Here is a 19,608-nt window from a genome sequence, read left to right on the forward strand (position 1 = left end):
CGCCATCGTCTCTCCATCCGCAGGAGTCATCAGCGCACGAATCCTACCCGGGGGCCCTCCCCGTCACAAGCATGCACGACGCCGGCGTCCGGGACGCACCTCAGAAGAGCCCCAGCTCGAGCCGGGCTTCCTCGGTCATCATCTCGCGGCTCCACGGCAGGTCGAAGACAATCTCGATATGCACCCGTGATATCTGCGGCGCGCCGAGGATCTTGCGACGGGCGTCCTCGGCGATGACATCTCCCATGCCGCAACCGGGGGCGGTCAGGGTCATGCGCACGGTGACCACCCGCTCGCCGGTGAGCAGGTGCTCGATGCGACACCCGTAGACCAGGCCAAGATCGACGATGTTGACGGGGATCTCGGGGTCAAAGCAGGTCCGTAGCTGGTCCCAGACGAACTGCTCGAGCGCGGCATCGTCGGCGTCTTCGGGCAGGGTCGGCCGTGGCAGCGGCTCGAGGCCCAGCGCATCCAGGTCACTGCCCTCGATCAGGTACAGCCGCCCCTCGTAGGTGACACTGACGGTGCTGCCCTTGGCCTGCATCACCCCGACCACTGAATCCTCGACCAGAGTGACGCTCTTGCCGAAGGGAATCGAGATCGCGTTCACGTCCCGCTGCAGGGGCATTTCCTGCCCCTTGTAGAGACTCTCCAGTTGCTCCATCGACACGCGTTCTCCCTCCCCTAGCGAACCATCTCGATGGCGCGTTTGAGTGCCGCGACGAAGATGTCGATCTCCTCGGGCGTGTTGTAGGCGGCGAACGAGGCTCGGCAGGTAGCGTCGACACCGAACTGCTGGAGCAGCGGCTGCGCGCAATGGTTGCCGGTACGGATCGCCACGCCCAGCTGGTCGATCAGCAGCGCGATATCCTGGGCGTGCGCGTCCTCCACCACGAACGAGACCACCCCGGCCTTGTGCGGCGCGGTACCCAGCAGGCGCAGTCCGTCGATCGCGGTCAACTCGTGGTGAGCGTGCTCGAGCAGCCGGTGCTCCCAGGCGCGGATCAGGCCGATGCCGATCTCGCCGACCCACTCCAGGGCGCGCCCCAGCGCGATCACTTCGGCGATGGCCGGCGTGCCCGCCTCGAACTTGTGGGGGATATCGGCATAGGTGGTGCCGGCCTCGAAGGACACCGTACGGATCATCTCGCCGCCACCCTGCCAGGGCGGCATGGCCTCGAGCAGCGCCGCCTTGCCGTAGAGCACGCCGACGCCCGTCGGGCCATAGACCTTGTGCCCCGAGAAGGCATAAAAATCGGCATCGAGGGCGGTGACATCGACGATCTCGTGCGGCGCGGCCTGGGCGCCATCGACCAGGATCAGCGCACCCTGCGCATGGGCGATGCGTGCCATCTCGGCCACCGGGTTGATGGTGCCGAAGGCGTTGGAGACGTGATTGACGGCCACCAGCCGGGTGCGCTCGCCAACCAGCTCGCGATAGGCGGCCATGTCCAGCGCACCACGCTCGTCGACCGGAATCACCCGGATGGTGAAGCCGCACTCCGCGGCGAGCAGCTGCCAAGGCACGATATTGGAGTGGTGTTCGAGTCGCGAGATCAGCACCTCGTCCCCCGGCCCCAGGTTGGCCCGCCCCCAGCTGTTGGCGACCAGGTTGATCGCCTCGGTGGTGCCGCGGGTGAAGACGATCTCGCGGGTCTCGCGGGCGCCGATGAAGCCGCGCACGGTCTCGCGCGTGGCCTCGTAGGCCGCCGTCGCCTCGTCCGCCAGGGTGTGAAGCCCGCGATGGATGTTGGCGTTGTAGTGCCGATAGTAATGATCGAGCGTCTCGATCACCTGCCGCGGCGTCTGGCTGGTGGCCGCGTTGTCCAGGTAGATCAGCGGATGGCCGTGAACCCGGCGCTCGAGGATCGGGAAGTCGCGACGTACCTTGACGACATCCAGGGTCAGGTCAGTCATTGCGGTCATGGCCCGGCTCCTCCTCGAATGCCTGCTCGTCGAGCAGCGCCGCCTCGACCAGCCCGCCGAGGTTGAAGCGTTCCGGCAGCTTGCCGGCCACCGTGAGCTCGACCCGCTCGGCCACGGCGTCCAGCCCCACCAGCTCCATCACCTCACCGGCGAAGGCCAGGGTCAGCAGGCCCCGCGCGGTCTGTTCGTCGATGCCGCGCGTGCGCAGCGCGAACACGGCATCCTCGTCAAGCTGTCCGGTGGTCGCTCCATGGGAGCACTTGACGTCGTCGGCGTAGATTTCCAGCTCCGGCTTGGTGTCGATCTCGGCGCGATCGGACAGCAACAGGTTGGCGTTGCTCTGGTGCGCCTCGATCTTCTGGCTGTCGCGCTTGACCACCACCTTGCCGTTGAACACGCCACGAGCACGATCACCCAGCACCCCCTTGTAGTTCTCGTTGGAGAACGTCAGCGGCGCGTTGTGGTTGACCAGGGTGTGGTTGTCGACATGCTGGCGCCCCTGGGCGAAGAACAGTCCGTAGTAGTTGGCCTCTGCCCCCTGGGCGTTGAGGTCGGCCACCAGGTCGTTGCGCACCAGTGCGCCACCCAGGTTGACGGTGAACGAGGTGAAGCGGCTGTCGCGCCCCTGCTCGACCTGCAGGCTGCGCACCAGCAGGTCGTCGAGCGGGGATTCCTGCAGAGTGTAGTGGGTCAGCAGGGCGCCACGCTCGAGGATGGCCTCGGCCACCACGTTGGTGAAGTTGGCGGCCGCCGGCTCGCCGACATAATGCTCGAGCACCGTGGCCTGGCTGCGCGCCCCGGCCTGAACCAGCACCCGCGGGTGGCTCATCACCGGCTGCTCGCCGGCCCGGGAGAGGAACTGCAGAAGGATCGGGGTCTCGACCACGGTGCCCGGCGCCAGGCGGATGACGGCGCCTTCCTCGGCGAAGGCGGTGTTGAGCGCGGCGAACGGCGAGAACTCGACGCCGGTCAGGCGGCCCAGCACGGCGCCCACGGCCTCGTGGTTATCGGCCAGCGCCCGGGTCAGCGGCTCGACGCTGGCACCTGCGGGCAGCGCGCCAGTATCGGAGAGCTCGGGCGCGAACACGCCATCGACGAAGCTCAAACGGATCGCCGCGATCGGCAGGGTCAGGGCGGCGGCCTGCGCCGGCGAGAAGTCGGCGTCATCGGCCAGTGCAAACTCGCCGTCACGAATGCGCCGTACATCAGTGTACTTCCACTGCTCGACCCGCTTGTCGGGAAAGCCGATCGCCTCGAAGCGTGCCGCCGCGGCCTGGCGCCGCGCGGCGATCCAGGTCGGCTCGGCGCCGCGAGTCGCCTCGCGCGCCTTCAGGCTCTCGAGAAAGCGCTGTTCTGCACTCGGTTGGGTGTTGTCGCTCACGCCGCAGACTCCTCCTGCACCCATTCATAGCCCCGCGACTCGAGCTCGAGCGCGAGGTTCTTGTCCCCGGACTTGACGATGCGGCCGTCGAGCAGCACGTGAACCTTGTCGGGCACGATGTAGTCGAGCAGGCGCTGGTAGTGGGTCACCATCAGCACGGCACGCTCCTCGCTGCGCAGCGAGTTGACACCGTCGGCCACCACCTTGAGGGCGTCGATGTCGAGGCCGGAATCGATCTCGTCGAGCATCGCCAGCCGAGGCTCGAGCACCAGCATCTGCAGGATCTCGTTGCGCTTCTTCTCGCCGCCGGAGAACCCTTCGTTGACAGCGCGCTGCAGGAAGCTCGGGTCCATCTTCATGAACGCCAGCTTCTCCTTGACCCGCTTCATGAATTCCGGCGCCGGAATCTCACCCTCACCGCGCGCCGCCCGCTGGGCATTGAGCGCCGCCTTGAGCAGGTAGATGTTCTTGACGCCGGGGATCTCCACCGGGTACTGGAAGCCCAGCAGCAGCCCCGCCCGGGCGCGGTCCTCGATCTCCATCTCCAGCACATCGCGGCCCTCGAAGGTGATCGAGCCGGCCGTCACCTCGTAGCCGTCCTTGCCCGCGATCACCGAGGACAGCGTCGACTTGCCCGCGCCGTTGGGCCCCATGATGGCATGCACCTCACCGGCGTTGACCGTCAGGCTCAGCCCCTTGAGGATTTCCTTGCCGTCCACCGACACGTGCAGATCTTTGACTTCGAGCATGTGTTGCCACCTTCAATCTGGATTCGAGGACGCCATCGCGCCCTCCGACGAATACGTTGTCACCTTTCCACTGCGTCAGGCGCGTCATGAGCGAAGGTCAGTCAAGGCGGAAACCTGGCGAGTCAGCGGAGTTGACTGTTGCTCAATGAGCATGACGAGCCAGGTTTCCAACGCAGGATGACCGAGCGCAATAGCGCCTTACCCCACCGCGCCTTCGAGCGTCACGTTCAGCAGTGCCTCGGCCTCCACCGCGAACTCCATCGGCAGCTCCTGGAAGACGTCCTTGCAGAAGCCGTTGACGATCATGTTCACCGCATCCTCCTCGGCGATGCCGCGCTGCCGGCAGTAGAACAGCTGATCCTCGCCGATCTTCGAGGTGGTCGCCTCGTGCTCGACGGTCGCCGTGCTGTTGCCGATCTCCTGATACGGGAAGGTATGCGCGCCGCAGCGATCGCCGATCAGCAGCGAGTCGCACTGGGTGAAGTTGCGGGCGTTGCGCGCCCGCGGGCCGACCTTGACCAGCCCGCGGTAGGCCTGGTCGCTGCGCCCGGCGGCGATGCCCTTGGAGACGATGGTCGACTTGGTGTTCTCGCCGATATGGATCATCTTGGTGCCGGTATCGGCCTGCTGGCGGCCGTTGGTCACCGCCACGGAGTAGAACTCGCCGACGCTGTCCTTGCCGCGCAGCATGCACGACGGGTACTTCCAGGTGATCGCCGAGCCGGTCTCGACCTGGGTCCAGGACACCTTCGAGCGGTCACCGCGGCAGTCGGCGCGCTTGGTGACGAAGTTGTAGATGCCGCCCTTGCCGTCCTCGTCCCCCGGATACCAGTTCTGCACCGTGGAGTACTTGATGTAGGCGTCTTCCAGCGCCACCAGCTCGACCACCGCGGCGTGCAGCTGGTTCTCGTCGCGCTGGGGCGCCGTGCAGCCCTCCAGATAGGAGACCTGGGCGCGCTTGTCGCAGACGATCAGGGTGCGCTCGAACTGGCCGGTGTTGGCGGCGTTGATGCGGAAGTAGGTGGACAGCTCCATCGGGCAGGTCACGCCCTCGGGCACGTAGACGAAGGAGCCGTCGGTGAACACCGCCGAGTTGAGCGCGGCGAAGTAGTTGTCGCCCTGCGGAACCACGCTGCCCAGGTACTGCTTGACCAGCTCCGGGTAGTCGCGGATCGCCTCGGAGATCGAACAGAAGATCACGCCCGCCTCGGCCAGCTTCTCCTTGAAGGTGGTGGTCACCGACACCGAATCGAAGACCGCATCGACCGCGACACCGGCCAGTGCCGCCCGCTCGTGCAGCGGAATGCCCAGCTTCTCGTAGGTCTCGAGCAGCTTGGGGTCGACCTCGTCGAGGCTCTGGGGACGATCCTCGGGCTTCTTGGGCGCACTATAGTAGGAGATCGCCTGGTAGTCGATCGGCGGGTAGTCGAGGTGCGCCCAGGAGGGCGTCTTCATCTTCAGCCACTGGTGGTAGGCCTCGAGCCGCCAGTCGAGCATCCACTGCGGCTCGCCCTTCTTCTGCGAGATGAAGGCGATGACGCTCTCGTCGAGGCCCGGCGGCACCGTGTCGCTCTCGATGTCGGTCACGAAGCCCTGGGTGTACTCGCGACGAACGAGTCGCTCCATTTCCTCTGTTGCCATGATTCTCCCCTCCGGGCGCATCGCACTGCACCCTGTCATCAAGCCTTGGTCGACGTCAGCCCTCGGCCGTGGCGGCCAGGGTCACGCTCTGTATGGGTAACTGCACCGGTAACTTGAGCGGCTCGGCGCGCGCCAGATGCGCCAGGGTCACGCTGTCGAGCAGGGTGCGCACGCCCACGGTGACCCGTTGCCAGTTGTCGGCGACACCGCAGCTGCTGGCCAGGTCACAGTCCCCGTCGGCCTGGCTGCACTCCGTCATGGCGACCGGCCCCTCGATGGCGGCGATGATGTCGCTGGCGGTGATCTCGCCGGGGGCCCGCGACAGGCGATAGCCGCCCTGCGCGCCCCGCCGCGAGGTCAGCAGCCCGGCCCGCACCAGCATCTTCAGCGTCTTGCTCACGGTGGGATGCGGCAGCTGCACGGCACTGGCCAGGTCGGCCGCCGCATGCGCCCGCTCGGGGTGACGGGCGATCTGCGCCATCACCACGGCGGCGTAATCGGTCAGCTTTGACAGCTTGAGCATCACGAGTCTCCAGCCTGTCGGCAATTGGGGACCATTTTAGTCCTCTATGACGGCCCTGTGAAGCGCCCCGGCATGCCGGCACGGCCACCGAGTAAGAAAACAGTGTGCAAAAATTCACCCGGATCCATGTTGACCTTTGTCGATGGAGCCTCTACGCTATTTGACGTTACCCGGCGATTACAAAACTTAACCTTGCTAATTTAGAAAAGATCGCCAGGCCGCGGCAGTATGTCACCCCCCGGTAACGGTGCTGCCCGACAATGACACAATACCGGCGAGAGCCAGGCAGGCATGCCGTTCTCGCCCCGGGCCCAAGGAATGGATTTCAGTCGCAGCCCGGCACGCTCGCGTGGCATTTGGCCCAGCGGCCAGACGCATTGCAGATCGTGACACCAGACAACCACCATGGAGAGGTGCAAGATGCGAATTACCATCTTCGGGTCAGGCTATGTCGGCCTGGTCACCGGTACCTGTTTGGCCGATGTCGGCCATGACGTCGTCTGCGTCGATGTGGACGCCGACAAGATCGCGCGGTTGAACCGTGGCGAGATTCCCATCTACGAACCCGGCCTGGAGTCGATGATCGCGGAAAACCGCGACGCCGGGCGCCTGCGCTTCACCACCGACGCCGAGGAAGCGGTGCGCTTCGGCAAGCTGCAGTTCATCGCCGTGGGCACCCCGTCCGACGAGGACGGCAGCGCCGACCTCAAGTACGTCCTCAAGGTCGCCGAAACCATCGGCCAGCACATGGGCGAGTACAAGGTGGTGATCGACAAGTCCACCGTGCCGGTGGGCACCGCCGACAAGGTCCGCGACACCCTGCGGCGCACCCTCGAGGCCCGTGGCGCCGACATCGACTTCGATGTCTGCTCCAACCCGGAATTCCTCAAGGAAGGCGCGGCGATCGAGGACTTCTCGAAGGGCGCGCGCATCATCGTCGGCACCGATTCGGACGCCGTGCGCAAGGCGATGCGCGAGTGTTACGCCCCCTACAACCGCAACCATGAAAAGCTGATGTTCATGGATGTGAAGAGTGCCGAGCTGACCAAGTACGCGGCCAACGCCATGCTCGCCACCAAGATCAGCTTCATGAACGAGATCGCCAACCTGGCCGAGCGCCTGGGGGCCGATATCGAACATGTGCGCCACGGGATCGGCTCGGATCCGCGCATCGGCTATCACTTCATCTACCCCGGCTGCGGCTATGGCGGTTCCTGCTTCCCCAAGGACGTCAAGGCACTCGGCCAGACCGCCGCGGACATCGGCTACGATGCCCAGCTGCTGGGCGCGGTCGAATCCGTCAACCTGCGCCAGAAGACACGCCTCTTCGAAAAGCTCGACCAGGCCTTCGACGGCGACCTCAAGGGCAAGACCATCGCCGTGTGGGGCCTGGCCTTCAAGCCCAACACCGACGACATGCGCGAGGCCCCCAGCCGCGAGCTGATGGAAGCGCTGTGGGACAGCGGCGCCCGGGTCCAGGCCTTCGACCCCGAAGCCATCGACGAGTGCCGCCGCATCTACGGCGACCGCGATGACCTGACGCTGGTCGACCGGCGCGATGCTGCCCTGGAAGGTGCCGACGCCCTGGTGATCTGCACGGAATGGAAGATCTTCCGCGCGATCGACTTCGACAACCTGCGTCAGACCCTGCGTACCCCGGTGGTCGTCGACGGCCGCAACCTCTTCGATCCCGAGATCGTCAAGGACGCCGGCCTGCTCTACTACGCCATCGGTCGCGGCGAATCCCTGAACCGGCAACAGGCAAGACGCGCGGCCGCCTGAGCCGCCGTCCCCGGCGGGCCGCGCCTGGCGTGGCCCGCCGCTCCCGGTCTTCCCGCGATAGCCGACCTCTACGGCCGGCAGTCCAGCGCGGATGACCACATGTTGTCACGGCGCCGCCACGGCGGCGCCCCATCAGAAAACGGGGCCACGCGAGACCATCAGGCATCACGCGTCGCGCCACCGTTCGATGAGGAAGGTTCGTCATGTCGCTGAACGAGCTTACCGGCGGCTCACGTGCCAGCCGGATCACGGAATTGACGACGCTGCTGTTCCTGCTGGCGCTGATCGTCGTCCTCGTCTTCGAGCTGCCGCCGGAAGTCTTCTCGCCCGGCTCCAAGAGCTTCATTCTCGCCATCGGCGTCATCGGCGCCTGGCGTTATTCCTGGTGGTTCACCATCGCGATCCGCTCGGTGTGGTACAACCGCCGCGTGTTTCCCCGGCTGCGCCGGCAGGCGGATGCCGCCGACGCCCGCGAAAAGCCCGATGCGCTGTATGTGCTGTGTACCTCGTTCCGCATCGAGCCCGAGGTCAGCTTTGCCGTCTATGACGCGCTGATCCGCGACGCCGCCGACTACGGCGTACCCACCACCATCTTCGCGGCGATCTCCGATCGCAGCGATGTCGACGTGATCGACCACGTCATGGCGGAAAACGGCTGGCCCGCCAATGTCGAGATCAGCTACATGTTCCAGAAGGGCGACGGCAAGCGCTCGGCGATGGCCGAAGTGCTGCGCGCCATCTCGCGGCGCATGCCCAGCCATCGCTCGCTGCTGGTCTCCATGGACGGCGATATCCGCATCGAGCCCGGCACGCTGGCCCGCTCGCTGTCGTTCTTCTTCGTCAAGGACGACCTGGGCGCGCTGACCACCAACAACAGCGCCATCGTCAACGGCGGCGACGTCACCAAGGAGTGGTACGACCTGCGCTATGCCCAGCGTCACCTGGTGATGAGCTCGGGGTCGGTTTCCGAACGCCTGCTGGTGCTGACCGGGCGCTACAGCGCCTTCCGTGCCGAGCTGGCCACGGATCCCGGCTTCATCGAACTGGTCGAGAACGACCACATCGAGCACTGGCGCTTCGGCAACTTCAAGTTTCTCTCCGGCGACGACAAGTCGACCTGGTTCTGGCTGCTCAAGAACGGCTGGAAGATGCTCTACATTCCGGACGTCTATGTCTCGGGGTTCGAGGAACTGCCCGACAAGGATCGCTTCTTTGCGTCGAGCCTCGATCTGATGAAGCGCTGGTACGGCAACATGCTGCGTACCAGCGGACGTGCCATCGCCCTGGGTCCCAAGACGATGGGCCTCTTCACCTGGTGGAGCCTGGTCGACCAGCGGCTGTCGATGTGGACCACGCTGATCGGCCCCTCGGTGGCGATCATGCTGACGCTGTTCGTGCGTCCCTCGTTCATCTTCGCCTACCTGCTGTGGATCCTGTTCACGCGCAGCGTCACCGCCACCGTGCTGGCTCTGCAGCACGGCCGGTTCAGCCTGCTGTGGATTCCCATGCTGTACTACAACCAGGTCGGCGGTGCCCTGCTGAAGACCTATGTCAGCTTCCGCTTCAATCGCCAGTCCTGGTCGCGCCAGGGCATCTCGGCGGGCGAGCCCAGCGACCCCAGGGCCGCGCGTCGCCAGCGCCGCATGGGGCATTTCATGCACGCCGTGTATGTCGGCTCACTGATGCTCATCCTGGCCCTGGCGGTCGGCGTGGTGGCTCCGCCGGACCGGATGGCCTTTGCCGTGCTCGAGGACCAGAGCGCCATGCTGGCCGACGATGACGGCCCTGCTCCCGAGCGCGATGACGGCTACTGGCTCGCGCTGGCCCTGGCCGACGCGCCGGAAGGCGGCACCGTGCAGCTGCCGGCGGGCAACATGCGGGTCGGCAAGCGTTTCACCGAAAAGCTCTTCGAGGTCGGCGACGTGCGTGCCCGCACCTTCCGAGGCCACGGCGGCAAGCGGCCCACCACCTGGTATGTCAATGCCAGCCTGGCCGGCCGCCTTCACGACGCCCGGGGCCGCACCCTGAGCGACAACCGGACACTGACCTGCCGGGCCGACAATCCCTGCCGTCTGGACACCGCCTCCGGCACGGTCACCCTCGACGATATGGACGTCCGCCGCGCCTCTCCCGAGCGTCGCCAGTAACCGGACATGGATCTACAGGACAAGGAGGATCCCCGAATGACCCACGACGACAATCACGACCCGGGCCGGACCGAACCGACCCTCGCCGGTCACCCGCGCGACGAGCGACGCGACGATGCCTCGCGCCCCGCCACCGGCGACCAGCTTCACCACGAGCGCCGCGACGAACGCCGCCACGTGCGCGTCGACGTGCCCTTCGAGGTCCGCTTCGCCGACGGCGCCACCCTGGTCGGCCATGATCTCTCCATGGGCGGCTTCTCGGTGTACAGCGACACCCCGATGCCGGCCGATCAGGTGATCTCGGTGTCCCTGCTGCTTTCGGCCGGGACCGCCGAACTGATCGTGCCCGTCGATGCCAAGGTGCTGCGCGATCATGGCGAGCGCGGCGGCCAGCAGCACGAGGTGGCCTTCGAGATCACCCGCATCGAGCGGCGCCACCGTGAACTGCTGCGGCGGATCATCCGCGCCTACCTGAGCGGCAACCACGCCACGGTGGAAGGTCTGGTCAGCAGCGAGGATCCGCAGACGCCACGCAAGCGCCGGGCCGCCAGGACGGCTCCCCAGGCGGAAGGCAAGCCACGCCGCCCGTGGGGGCGCTACGCCGCCCTGGCGCTGGCCGCCGTCACCCTGCTGGCCGTGATCGCCGCCACCGCCTACCGCAACTTCATGCTCATCGAGCCCGACTTTGCCGCGGTGACGGCCCCGCGCATCGATATCCGCGCGCCCGGCTCCGGCATCCTCGCCGAACACGGCTTCCATGCCGGTGACCGCGTCGAGCGCGACCAGGAGCTGGTCCGTGTCAAGAACAGCGAGCTCAAGACCGACCTGATCCTGGCCAAGGCCTCACTGAACTACAACAGCCAGCTGATCAAGAACCTCAAGGAGCGCATCGAGGCGCCCGGCACCAAGGAAGTCTACATCCCGTCCGGCGACAGCGGCGCCAGCGGCACGCCGACCAACTTCGAGAGTGTGCCGCCGGAAGTCGCCCGGGTGCGCATGAAGCAGTTCGAGACCGCCAACGACTACCAGCGTTCGCGGATCGACGCGCTCGAAGCCAGGATGTCGGAAAACACCATCTACAGTCCCTGCAACTGCCTGGTCGCCTGGGCCCGCAGCAGCGCCGGCGAGACCTTCATCAACCAGAGTGAACGCATCATGACCCTCATACAGACCGGTGAGAACGACGTCATGGTGGAAGCCCTGGTCCACATGGACGACATCGATCGCATCGAGCCGCACCAGCGCGCCTACATCGCCCTGCCCAACGCCTCCGAGCCGATCGCCGCCCAGGTACGCAGCGTCTCGCTGGACGTCGAGCGTCAGCCGCGCGCCGGCTTCCCGAAGTGGGTGCGCCAGCAGCAGAACGTCGCCAGCGTGCTGTTGGTGCCGGAGTCGCCGCTGCCGGCCAGCGCCGTGGGGGTGCCCGTGGACGTGCGCTTCAGCGAGGCCCCGGTGATCGACACCACGGCGGAATGGATCTGGCAGGGGGGCCGCGCAGTCTACCAGGAGTTCGCGGACCTGTTCGCCGCGGTGACCGGCTCGGGCGACGACGCCGAGGCCGACAAGCCGGCCAGCAGCGTCGCCAACGGCCAGCCCGTCAAGCAGACATCGAGCTGAATCGAGCCATTGCCAACGCCCGGGCCGCCGCCACGGCGCGCCCGGGCCAGGAGAGCCTCTAATGCTGGAACGTCACAGCAGCAAGACCGCATTCCACTATCGGCAACGCATCGGCCTGAGCCTGGCGCTCGGCCTTTCCCTGAGCGTCTTCGCGGCCCAGGCCGTGGCCGGCAAGCCCGACCTGCCGATCCCCCAGCTGTCGCCCTGCTCCGAGCGCTACACCGAGGTCGCCGACCCGGCGCCGCCGCAGCTGGCCGATAGCAAGGAAGCCATCCGCCAGGCTTTCGGTACCCATGACGACTGGGCCACCGACAAGAACGTGACCATCCTCTCCCCCGCCCAGACCGGCATCGGCGAAACCGGCATGCGCGTCGCCTATCCCGCGGGCACCTCCTCGCCGGGCGACAAGGCGGAGGGGGGCGCCGGCTTCTATGCCACCATTCCCGCACTGCATGGCGCCGATCGGGCCTGCCTGAGCTACCAGGTTCGCTTCCCCGAGGGCTTCGATTTCGTCAAGGGCGGCAAACTGCCCGGCCTCTACGGCGGCAACGCGCCCAGCGGCGGCGATGCCGTCACCGGTGACGGCTACTCCATGCGCTTCATGTGGCGTCGCGACGGGAAGGGCGAGCTTTACGAATACATCGTCAACAAGAAGAAACACTACGGCAAGTCCGTGGGACGCGGTCTCTGGCACTTCCCCACCGGGAAGTGGGTCACTATCGAGCAGGAGATCGTGCTCAACGATCCGCAGCGTCGCAACGGCATCGCCCGTGTCTGGGTCGACGGCCGGCCGATTCTCGAACAGCGCGGCATCGTCTACCGCAAATTGCCGACGGTCTACGCCGACGGCCTGATGTTCTCGACCTTCTTCGGCGGGCACGGCAAGAGCTGGCGCACCCCGCGGGACCAGCACGTCGACTTCGCCGACTTCCGCTTCTACGCCGACCGGCCGTGACCGGCCGGCGCCCGACCGCCCCATTCCACGCGAACGAGTCGCCATGACCAACATCACCGCAATCCTCTCGGGCCTCATGCGGCGCCGCCTCGTCGGCCAGGTGCTCGCGGCACTGCTGATCGCGGCCCTGGCCCTGCCGGCCATGGGCATGTCGATCAAGGAACGCAATCAGCTCGACCTGTCGAAGTACACGGTCAACGACCCCAATGCTTCCTATTTCGACGTCCCGGCACGCATGAAGCTGCTGCAGCAGACCGAGAATCCCATGCTGCTGACCCAGGTGGAAGCCCTCTCCACCGGGCCCAGCTGCCAGCAGCTGCTGGCCATTCCCCCGCTGGACACCGAAATCCGCATCCCCGGGTTCTACCCCAGCCCCAAGGCCTGGCGGAAGATCTCGGGGCCGCTGTTCCAGTTCGAGAAGGCCGTCGCCAAGCTGGCCGGTGCCTACGTCACCAGCGGCGACGTCTACTATGGCCAGTGCCTGATCCGCTTTCTCGACAAGTGGGCACGCCACGATGCCCTGCTGAAGTTCTACTACGAGTCCTCCCAGCCCCAGGCGTGGTTCTCGACCGAGTCGATGATCTTCTCGGCCGCCGAGGCCTACTCCGTGGTACGCCCGGCGGTAAAGGGCATGGAAGAGGAAAAGCAGCGCGTCAACCAGTGGCTCAGCAAGCTCGCCTACAAGCACAAGGCGATCCCGGGCCAGCCCAACAACAGCTGCTGCAACAACCACTTCTATCGACGTGCTCTCTACGCCTCGATGGTCGGCGTGCTGACCGACGACGATAAACTGTTTCGCTTCGGTGTCAGCGCCATCTACTCGGCCCTGCATGACATGACCGAGGAAGGCGCCCTGCCGCTGGAGATGAAGCGGGGTCGGCGCGCCAGCCACTACCAGAACTATGCCCTGCTCTACCTGATTCCCAACCTGCAGATCATCTCGCGGCAGGGCTACGACGTCTTCAACCTCGAGGTCGACGGCCATACCATCCAGGATGCCGTGAACTTCGACATCGAGATCCTCGAGGATCCCGACAAGCTCGGCGACCTGGCACCTCACGAGCAGTACAAGGGCTTCCTGAAGGACGACCAGTACCTGGCCTGGATGGAGATCTACCTGAGCCACTTCGACGAGCCGCGCCTGGAGCCGTTTCTGCGCACCATGCGCCCGATCGAGAATCGCGGCGCCGGCGGCTACGTGACCCTGTACTTCATGGATCCTGCGGCCCAGCAGCAGCCCTATACCGCCAGCCAGAAACGCCGGGCCCGCTCGTCCCGGGGGCAGGAATGACGTCTCGACGGACTCGCGACGCCCACCATCACGGAGGAATCTGACATGCTTGGACATCCGCTTCGCCGAGGCCGCCGGGCCACCCCATGGCAACGCCTGATGACCGTCTCGCCGCTGCTGCTCGCGATGGCCGGCTGTGCCACGCACGAGGTACAGAACGACGCCGCCGTGCCGCCGGTGCCGGACGCCTACGTCGACTGGTTCGACGGCGGTCGCCCCGTCGACATGGGCGGCATGGACTGGGGGCGCATGGATTTCGCTCGTCAGGCCGCCGAACAGGGCCAGTACGAGAAGGCCATCGCCAGCTTCAAGGCCCTGGGCCGCGAGGGCATGCTGCCCGCCTACTACGACCTGGGCAAGCTCTACGACAAGGGCCAGGGCGTTCCCCGGGATCCGGCACTGGCCGCCAAGTACTATGCCAAGGCCCTGCACCGCCCCAACTCGTCGCTGGGCAATGCCTCCGTGAAACTGGGTGATCTCTACCTGGACGGTGACGGCGTCGAACGCAACCCCACCCTCGCCTTCTATCTGTATCGCCAGGCCATCGAGGCCGGCGAAGCCGACCAGGCCGCCGCCAAGCTCGCCGGTATGCTGGCGCGGGGCGAGGGTATCAAGCGCAATCCCCAGCGGGCGATCGCGCTCTACCGCAAGGCCGTCGAGGCCGGCGACGGCAGCGCCCTGCGCGAGCTGGCCGACGCCTACCGCCCCGGCGGCTGGTACCAGACCGACTCGGCCAAGGCCAAGGACTACGCCCAGCGCTATGCCGAGCATGCCAGGACCCTGGCCCAACAGGGCGATGTCGGGGCGATGACCGACCTGGCCAGCCTGTATGCCCGGGACGGCCTGCTCGGCTATCGGCCCGAGGAGCAGCGCCGCTGGCTGATGAAGGCCGCCGACTCGGGCGACCCGGATGCCCTGGGCAAGGTCGGCCAGGCCCTGCTCGAGCAGGGCGAGACCCAGCGTGGCCTGGCCATGCTCGAGAAGGCCGCCAAGGCCGGCGATGTCGAATCCATGTACCACCTGGGCTCGGCGCTGCTCGACGGCAAGGGGGTCACGCTGCGCCCCAAGGAGGCCGAATCCTGGCTGGCCAAGGCCGCCGATCAGGGCTCGACCAATGCCGCCGTCGCCCTGGGGCGCGCCTACATCGCCGGTGACGCGCTGCCCCCGGCGCGTCGCCAGGGCATCCAGCTGCTGCAGGGTGCCGCACAAAAGGGCGACCCGCTGGCCCTGGCCGTGCTGGGGGACCTGTATCTGAACGGCAAGGAGGACTTCCCGGCACAGCCCGCCAAGGCGATCGACTACCTGCAGCGTGGCCAGCAGGCCGGCAGCAGCTACGCCACCGCGCAGCTCGGCGAAGCTTATCTCAAGGGCACCGGGGTGGCACCGGACGCCCGGAAGGCGGAAACCTTGCTGAAGCAGGCCGCCCGGCAGGGGCAGGACTATGCTGCCCGCCTGCTCGGCGAAGCCTATCTGGAAGGCAAGACCCTGCCCGCCGATCCCGACGCTGCCGAGCGGTGGCTGCGCAAGGCCGTCGAGGCCGGCGATACCACTGCCATGACCGCACTCGGCAAGGCCTATCTCGACGGTCCACTGGCGGATCGCGGGCAGAGCGAAAAGGCGGTCTCCCTGCTGACCCGGGCCGCCAGCCAGGGCGACGACTACGCCATGGTGGTGCTGGGGCGTGCCTACCGCGACGGCACCGGTGTGCCCCGCGACTTCCGCCAGGCCAAGCGCTGGCTGGAAAAGGCCCGCGATGCCGGTCATGACTCCGCGGAGCTGGCGCTGGCCCGGCTCTACCGCAAGCATGGCAAGGGTGCCGGCAACATCGATGCCATCATCCACGCCGCCCGGCTCGGCGATCCCGCGGCCATGGCCGATCTCGGGCGCGCCTATCTCGATGGCAGCAACGGCGTGCCCATGGATGCCCAGAAGGCCTACCGCTGGCTGACCAAGGCCAGCCGGGCCGGCCACGGCGGTGCCGCCGCCAGCCTGGGCCGCGCCTACATCGACGGCTCGCCCTTCCCGAAAAATACCGACAAGGGGCTCAAGTACCTGAAGATCGCCGTCGCCCGCGGCCACACCGGCGCCATGGCCGACCTCGGCACCATGCTGCTCAAGGGCGAGAATGTCAGCGCCGACCCGCAGCGGGGCGTCCAGTTGCTCCAGCGGGCCATCCGCGGCGGCAACCTGGGCGCCATGCAGACCCTGGGGCAGGCCTACCTGCAGGGCAACGGCGTGTCGCGTCAGCCGCAGAAAGGCATCGCGCTGCTCAAGCGCTCGGCGCGCCAGGGCAACGCCTATGCCGCTCAGGTGCTCGGCGAGGCCTACCTCAACGGCACCGGCGTCACCAAGGACCCGGCCGAGGCCAAGCAGTGGCTGACCCGCGCCGCCAATGCGGGCAGCCTCTCCTCACTGGCCAACCTGGGACGCGCGCTGCTCTACGGGCGTGACGGCATCACCCAGGATGAACAGAAAGGCATCAAGCTGCTGACCCGGGCCGCGGATCAAGGCCACGCCGGCGCCCAGGCCGCCCTGGGACGCGCCTACCTGCGCGGCGAAGGCGTCGAGAAGGATGCCGCCAAGGGCGCGGAATACCTGTTCCGCGCGGCACGCCAGGGCCACCCCACGGCGCGCCTGGCCCTGGCCAAGGCCTATCTCTGGCAGCAGGGGCTGGAAGACGCCAACCAGGATCAGGCGCTGCTGTGGCTCGACCAGACTCTGGAGAGCCGTGGCGAGGCCGCCCTGCGTACCATGCGCGACCTGCTGCAGAACGACCAGGCCGCCCAGGCCGCCGCCAGCAAGGTGGCCGGCGACACGGCGTCGCCCTGACGGCACGGGCGCCCCGCCTCGGCGGCGGTGCCCTCCGCCGCGCGGCATGCGCAAACGCAAGGACCCCGCCATCATGGCGGGGTCCTTTTCGTTCACTGCGGACTGGCCTGGCCAGCCCACGGCGGCGTCAGTCGGAGAACGGGTTGCGCAGCACGATGGTCTCGTTGCGATCCGGGCCGGTGGAGATGATGTCGATCGGCGTGCCGGTCTGCTCCTCGAGGAAGCTGATGTAGGCACGTGCATTGGCGGGCAGGTCCTCGACGCGCTTGATGCCCAGCGTCGACTCGCTCCAGCCCGGCAGGTCCTGGTAGATCGGCTCGACTGCCTCGTAGCCCTCGGAATCCACCGGGGTGTCGAGCTTCTCGCCGTCCTTGCTGCGATAGCCCACGCAGACGCGGATGTTCTCGAGGCCGTCGAGCACGTCCAGCTTGGTCAGGCAGATACCGGAGACCGAGTTGACCTGCACGGCGTGGCGCAGGGCCACGGCATCGAACCAGCCGCAGCGGCGCGGACGGCCGGTGGTGGCGCCGAACTCGTGGCCCTTCTCGGCCAGATGGCGGCCGAACTCGTCGAACAGCTCGGTGGGGAAGGGTCCGGAACCGACGCGGGTGGTGTAGGCCTTGGTGATGCCCAGCACGTAGTCCAGGTACAGCGGGCCGACACCGGAACCGGTCGCCGTGCCGCCGGCGGTGGTGTTGGAGCTGGTGACGTACGGGTAGGTACCGTGGTCGATGTCGAGCAGCGAGCCCTGGGCGCCCTCGAAGAGGATGTTGTCGCCGGCCTTGCGGATCTCGTGAACCAGGCTCACCGTGTCGCAGACCATCGGCCGCAGCTCCTCGGCCATGGTCATGGCCTCGTCGAGCACCTGCTGGAAGTCGACGGGGGCTTCACCGTGGTAGTGCTGCAGCACGAAGTTGTGATAGTCGAGCACCTCGCCGAGCTTGGAGGCGAAGCGCTCGCGGTGCAGCAGGTCGCCCAGGCGCAGGCCACGGCGCGCGACCTTGTCCTCGTAGGCCGGGCCGATGCCGCGGCCGGTGGTGCCGATCTTGGCCACGCCACGCGCCTTCTCGCGGGCCTGGTCGAGGCGCACGTGATACGACAGGATCAGCGGGCAGGCCGGCGACAGGCGCAGGCGCTCGCGGACCGGCACGCCCTTGGCCTCCAGCTCGCGAATCTCGCTGATCAGGGCCTCCGGGGACAGCACCACCCCGTTGCCGATCACACAGGTCTTGTCGTCACGCAGGATCCCCGAGGGGATCAGGTGCAGGACGGTCTTCTCGCCGTCGATGACCAGGGTGTGGCCGGCGTTATGACCGCCCTGGAAGCGCACCACCGCGGACGCCGACTCGGTGAGCAGGTCGACGACCTTGCCCTTGCCCTCGTCACCCCATTGGGTACCTAGTACGACTACGTTCTTGCCCATTGCTCTCGTCTCTTGATCGAAGAATCCGCTGGCCGTGGCGTGGCGATGCCCTCCCCGGCCCTCGTCACGCCAGGGGCGATACCTGCCAGTCGTCGCCCATGCGTACCAGCTGCCGGTTGCAGCGATGCTCGGCCGGACCCGTCGCCTGCCCCGGCAGGGCTCGCACCACGCGCTCGCCGTCGGCCCGCAGGCGGGCCACCACGGCATCGAGCCGGCTGCGCGCCACGGCATCGTCGATGGCCACCGCCGGCGCCCAGATGCCGTCCACCGCCGGCTCGTCGGTGACCAGCGTAGCCAGCAGCTTGAGGTCCATCGAGAAGCCGGTGGCCGGCCGCGCCCGACCGAAGGCCTGACCGGTGTCGTCGTAGCGCCCACCCTTGGCCAGGGCCTGGCCGTAACCGGGCACGTAGGCGGCGAACATCATGCCGGTGTGGTACTGGTAACCGCGCAGGTCGGCCAGGTCCAGGTACAGGGTGACATCCGGATGCGCATCGGCGACACCCCGGCACAGCGCCTCGAGCTGGTCGAGGGCGTCACCGACCGCCGCCGGCGACTCGGCGAAGACCCGGCGGGCCTCGCCGAGCATCTCGACGTCGCCGTGCAGCTGCGGCAGTGCCCGCAGCATGCGGGCGACCGCGCCATCGTGAATCTGGGCGGCGACCAGCGCCTCGGTTTCCGCGGGCGACTTGCGCTCGATCGCCTCGAACAGCGCCGCCTCGGCCTCGCGCGACAGGTCCGCCGCCTGCACCAGGGCGCGATAGATGCCGATATGCCCCAGTGCCAGGTGCACCTCGTCGGCGCCGGCCGTCGCCAGGCTGTCCAGCGCCAGGCGCAGGATCTCCAGATCCGCCTCGAGCCCGGCGTGGCCGAACAGCTCGACGCCGACCTGCACCGGACTGCGCCCGCCCTGATACGGGTCCGCCTTGGCGCGCAGCACATGGCTGCAGTAGCACAGCCGGGCGGGGCCGCGACGCTTCAGGGAGTGGGCGTCCATGCGCGCCACCTGGGGCGTGACGTCGGCGCTGGCGCCCATCATGCGGCCGGTGAGCTGATCGGTGAGCTTGAAGGTCTGCAGATCCAGGTCGGTGCCCGTGCCGGTCAGCAGCGAGTCGAGGAACTCGACGGGAGGCGGTACCACCAGGTCATAGCCCCAGCGGTGGTAGAGGTCGAGCAGCGCCCGGCGCAACTCCTCCATGCGACTCGCCTGCGGCGGGAGCACTTCGTCCATGCCGTCAGGTAGCAGCCAGCGATCTGCGATGGTCATTTGCCTGTCCTGCCAGAGATGAATGGCCACAAAAAAACCGGGCCACGCCCGGTTGATGGATTCTACCATGTTTGCCCCCC

General features: G+C 67.3%; 14 protein-coding genes. 6 read left to right on the forward strand and 8 right to left on the reverse strand.

All coding sequences use genetic code 11. From position 1 onward, the window contains the following. Positions 1–100 precede the first annotated feature (100 nt). The 6 genes from sufT to G7A98_RS00350 form a co-directional block, all read right to left on the reverse strand. Complete coding sequence (gene sufT, locus G7A98_RS00325; RefSeq protein WP_163647502.1) at positions 101–670, reverse strand: putative Fe-S cluster assembly protein SufT; 570 nt, start codon at positions 668–670, stop codon at positions 101–103. 14 nt (positions 671–684) lie between these two features. Then, entirely contained in the window at positions 685–1,926 is a 1,242-nt protein-coding gene (locus tag G7A98_RS00330; protein WP_163647503.1) for a cysteine desulfurase, read from the reverse strand. After that, entirely contained in the window at positions 1,910–3,307 is a 1,398-nt protein-coding gene (gene sufD, locus G7A98_RS00335; protein WP_240464635.1) for a Fe-S cluster assembly protein SufD, read from the reverse strand. The genes G7A98_RS00330 and sufD overlap by 17 nt, the downstream gene beginning before the upstream one ends. Beyond that, the gene (sufC, locus tag G7A98_RS00340) at positions 3,304–4,056 is read right to left on the reverse strand and encodes a Fe-S cluster assembly ATPase SufC (protein ID WP_163647505.1); all 753 of its coding nucleotides are present in this window, start codon (positions 4,054–4,056) and stop codon (positions 3,304–3,306) included. The genes sufD and sufC overlap by 4 nt, the downstream gene beginning before the upstream one ends. A gap of 198 nt (positions 4,057–4,254) precedes the next feature. Further along, positions 4,255–5,697, reverse strand: a complete 1,443-nt coding sequence (gene sufB / locus G7A98_RS00345; protein WP_163647506.1) for a Fe-S cluster assembly protein SufB — start codon at positions 5,695–5,697, stop codon at positions 4,255–4,257. A 55-nt stretch (positions 5,698–5,752) separates the two neighbouring features. After that, a complete protein-coding gene (locus tag G7A98_RS00350) occupies positions 5,753–6,220 on the reverse strand; it encodes an SUF system Fe-S cluster assembly regulator (protein ID WP_163647507.1) in 468 nt (155 codons plus the stop codon). Positions 6,221–6,640: 420 nt separating this feature from the next. Between G7A98_RS00350 and G7A98_RS00355 the strand changes: the two genes are divergently transcribed. The 6 genes from G7A98_RS00355 to G7A98_RS00380 all read left to right on the forward strand — a co-directional run bounded on the left by G7A98_RS00355 (position 6,641) and on the right by G7A98_RS00380 (position 16,841). Further along, complete coding sequence (locus G7A98_RS00355; protein ID WP_163647508.1) at positions 6,641–8,002, forward strand: UDP-glucose/GDP-mannose dehydrogenase family protein; 1,362 nt, start codon at positions 6,641–6,643, stop codon at positions 8,000–8,002. A gap of 203 nt (positions 8,003–8,205) precedes the next feature. Continuing rightward, positions 8,206–10,149, forward strand: a complete 1,944-nt coding sequence (locus tag G7A98_RS00360) for a glycosyltransferase (protein ID WP_163647509.1) — start codon at positions 8,206–8,208, stop codon at positions 10,147–10,149. A 36-nt stretch (positions 10,150–10,185) separates the two neighbouring features. After that, positions 10,186–11,766 (forward strand): PilZ domain-containing protein, encoded by a 1,581-nt coding sequence (locus G7A98_RS00365; protein WP_163647510.1) that lies wholly within the window; start codon positions 10,186–10,188, stop codon positions 11,764–11,766. Positions 11,767–11,827: 61 nt separating this feature from the next. Beyond that, a complete protein-coding gene (locus tag G7A98_RS00370) occupies positions 11,828–12,721 on the forward strand; it encodes a polysaccharide lyase (RefSeq protein ID WP_205596177.1) in 894 nt (297 codons plus the stop codon). A 43-nt stretch (positions 12,722–12,764) separates the two neighbouring features. After that, positions 12,765–14,012 (forward strand): alginate lyase family protein, encoded by a 1,248-nt coding sequence (locus G7A98_RS00375; protein WP_240464636.1) that lies wholly within the window; start codon positions 12,765–12,767, stop codon positions 14,010–14,012. A gap of 45 nt (positions 14,013–14,057) precedes the next feature. Beyond that, entirely contained in the window at positions 14,058–16,841 is a 2,784-nt protein-coding gene (locus G7A98_RS00380) for a tetratricopeptide repeat protein (protein ID WP_163647511.1), read from the forward strand. A gap of 127 nt (positions 16,842–16,968) precedes the next feature. Here G7A98_RS00380 and G7A98_RS00385 read toward each other — a convergent pair whose 3' ends face one another. After that, positions 16,969–18,264: an adenylosuccinate synthase gene (locus tag G7A98_RS00385; RefSeq protein ID WP_163647512.1), complete on the reverse strand. Its 1,296-nt coding sequence runs from the start codon at positions 18,262–18,264 to the stop codon at positions 16,969–16,971. A 64-nt stretch (positions 18,265–18,328) separates the two neighbouring features. After that, the gene (locus G7A98_RS00390) at positions 18,329–19,528 is read right to left on the reverse strand and encodes an ATP phosphoribosyltransferase regulatory subunit (protein WP_163647513.1); all 1,200 of its coding nucleotides are present in this window, start codon (positions 19,526–19,528) and stop codon (positions 18,329–18,331) included. Between the last annotated feature and the right edge of the window lie 80 nt (positions 19,529–19,608).

The organism is Modicisalibacter sp. 'Wilcox' (genome assembly GCF_010993675.1).
Lineage (GTDB): Bacteria > Pseudomonadota > Gammaproteobacteria > Pseudomonadales > Halomonadaceae > Modicisalibacter > Modicisalibacter tunisiensis.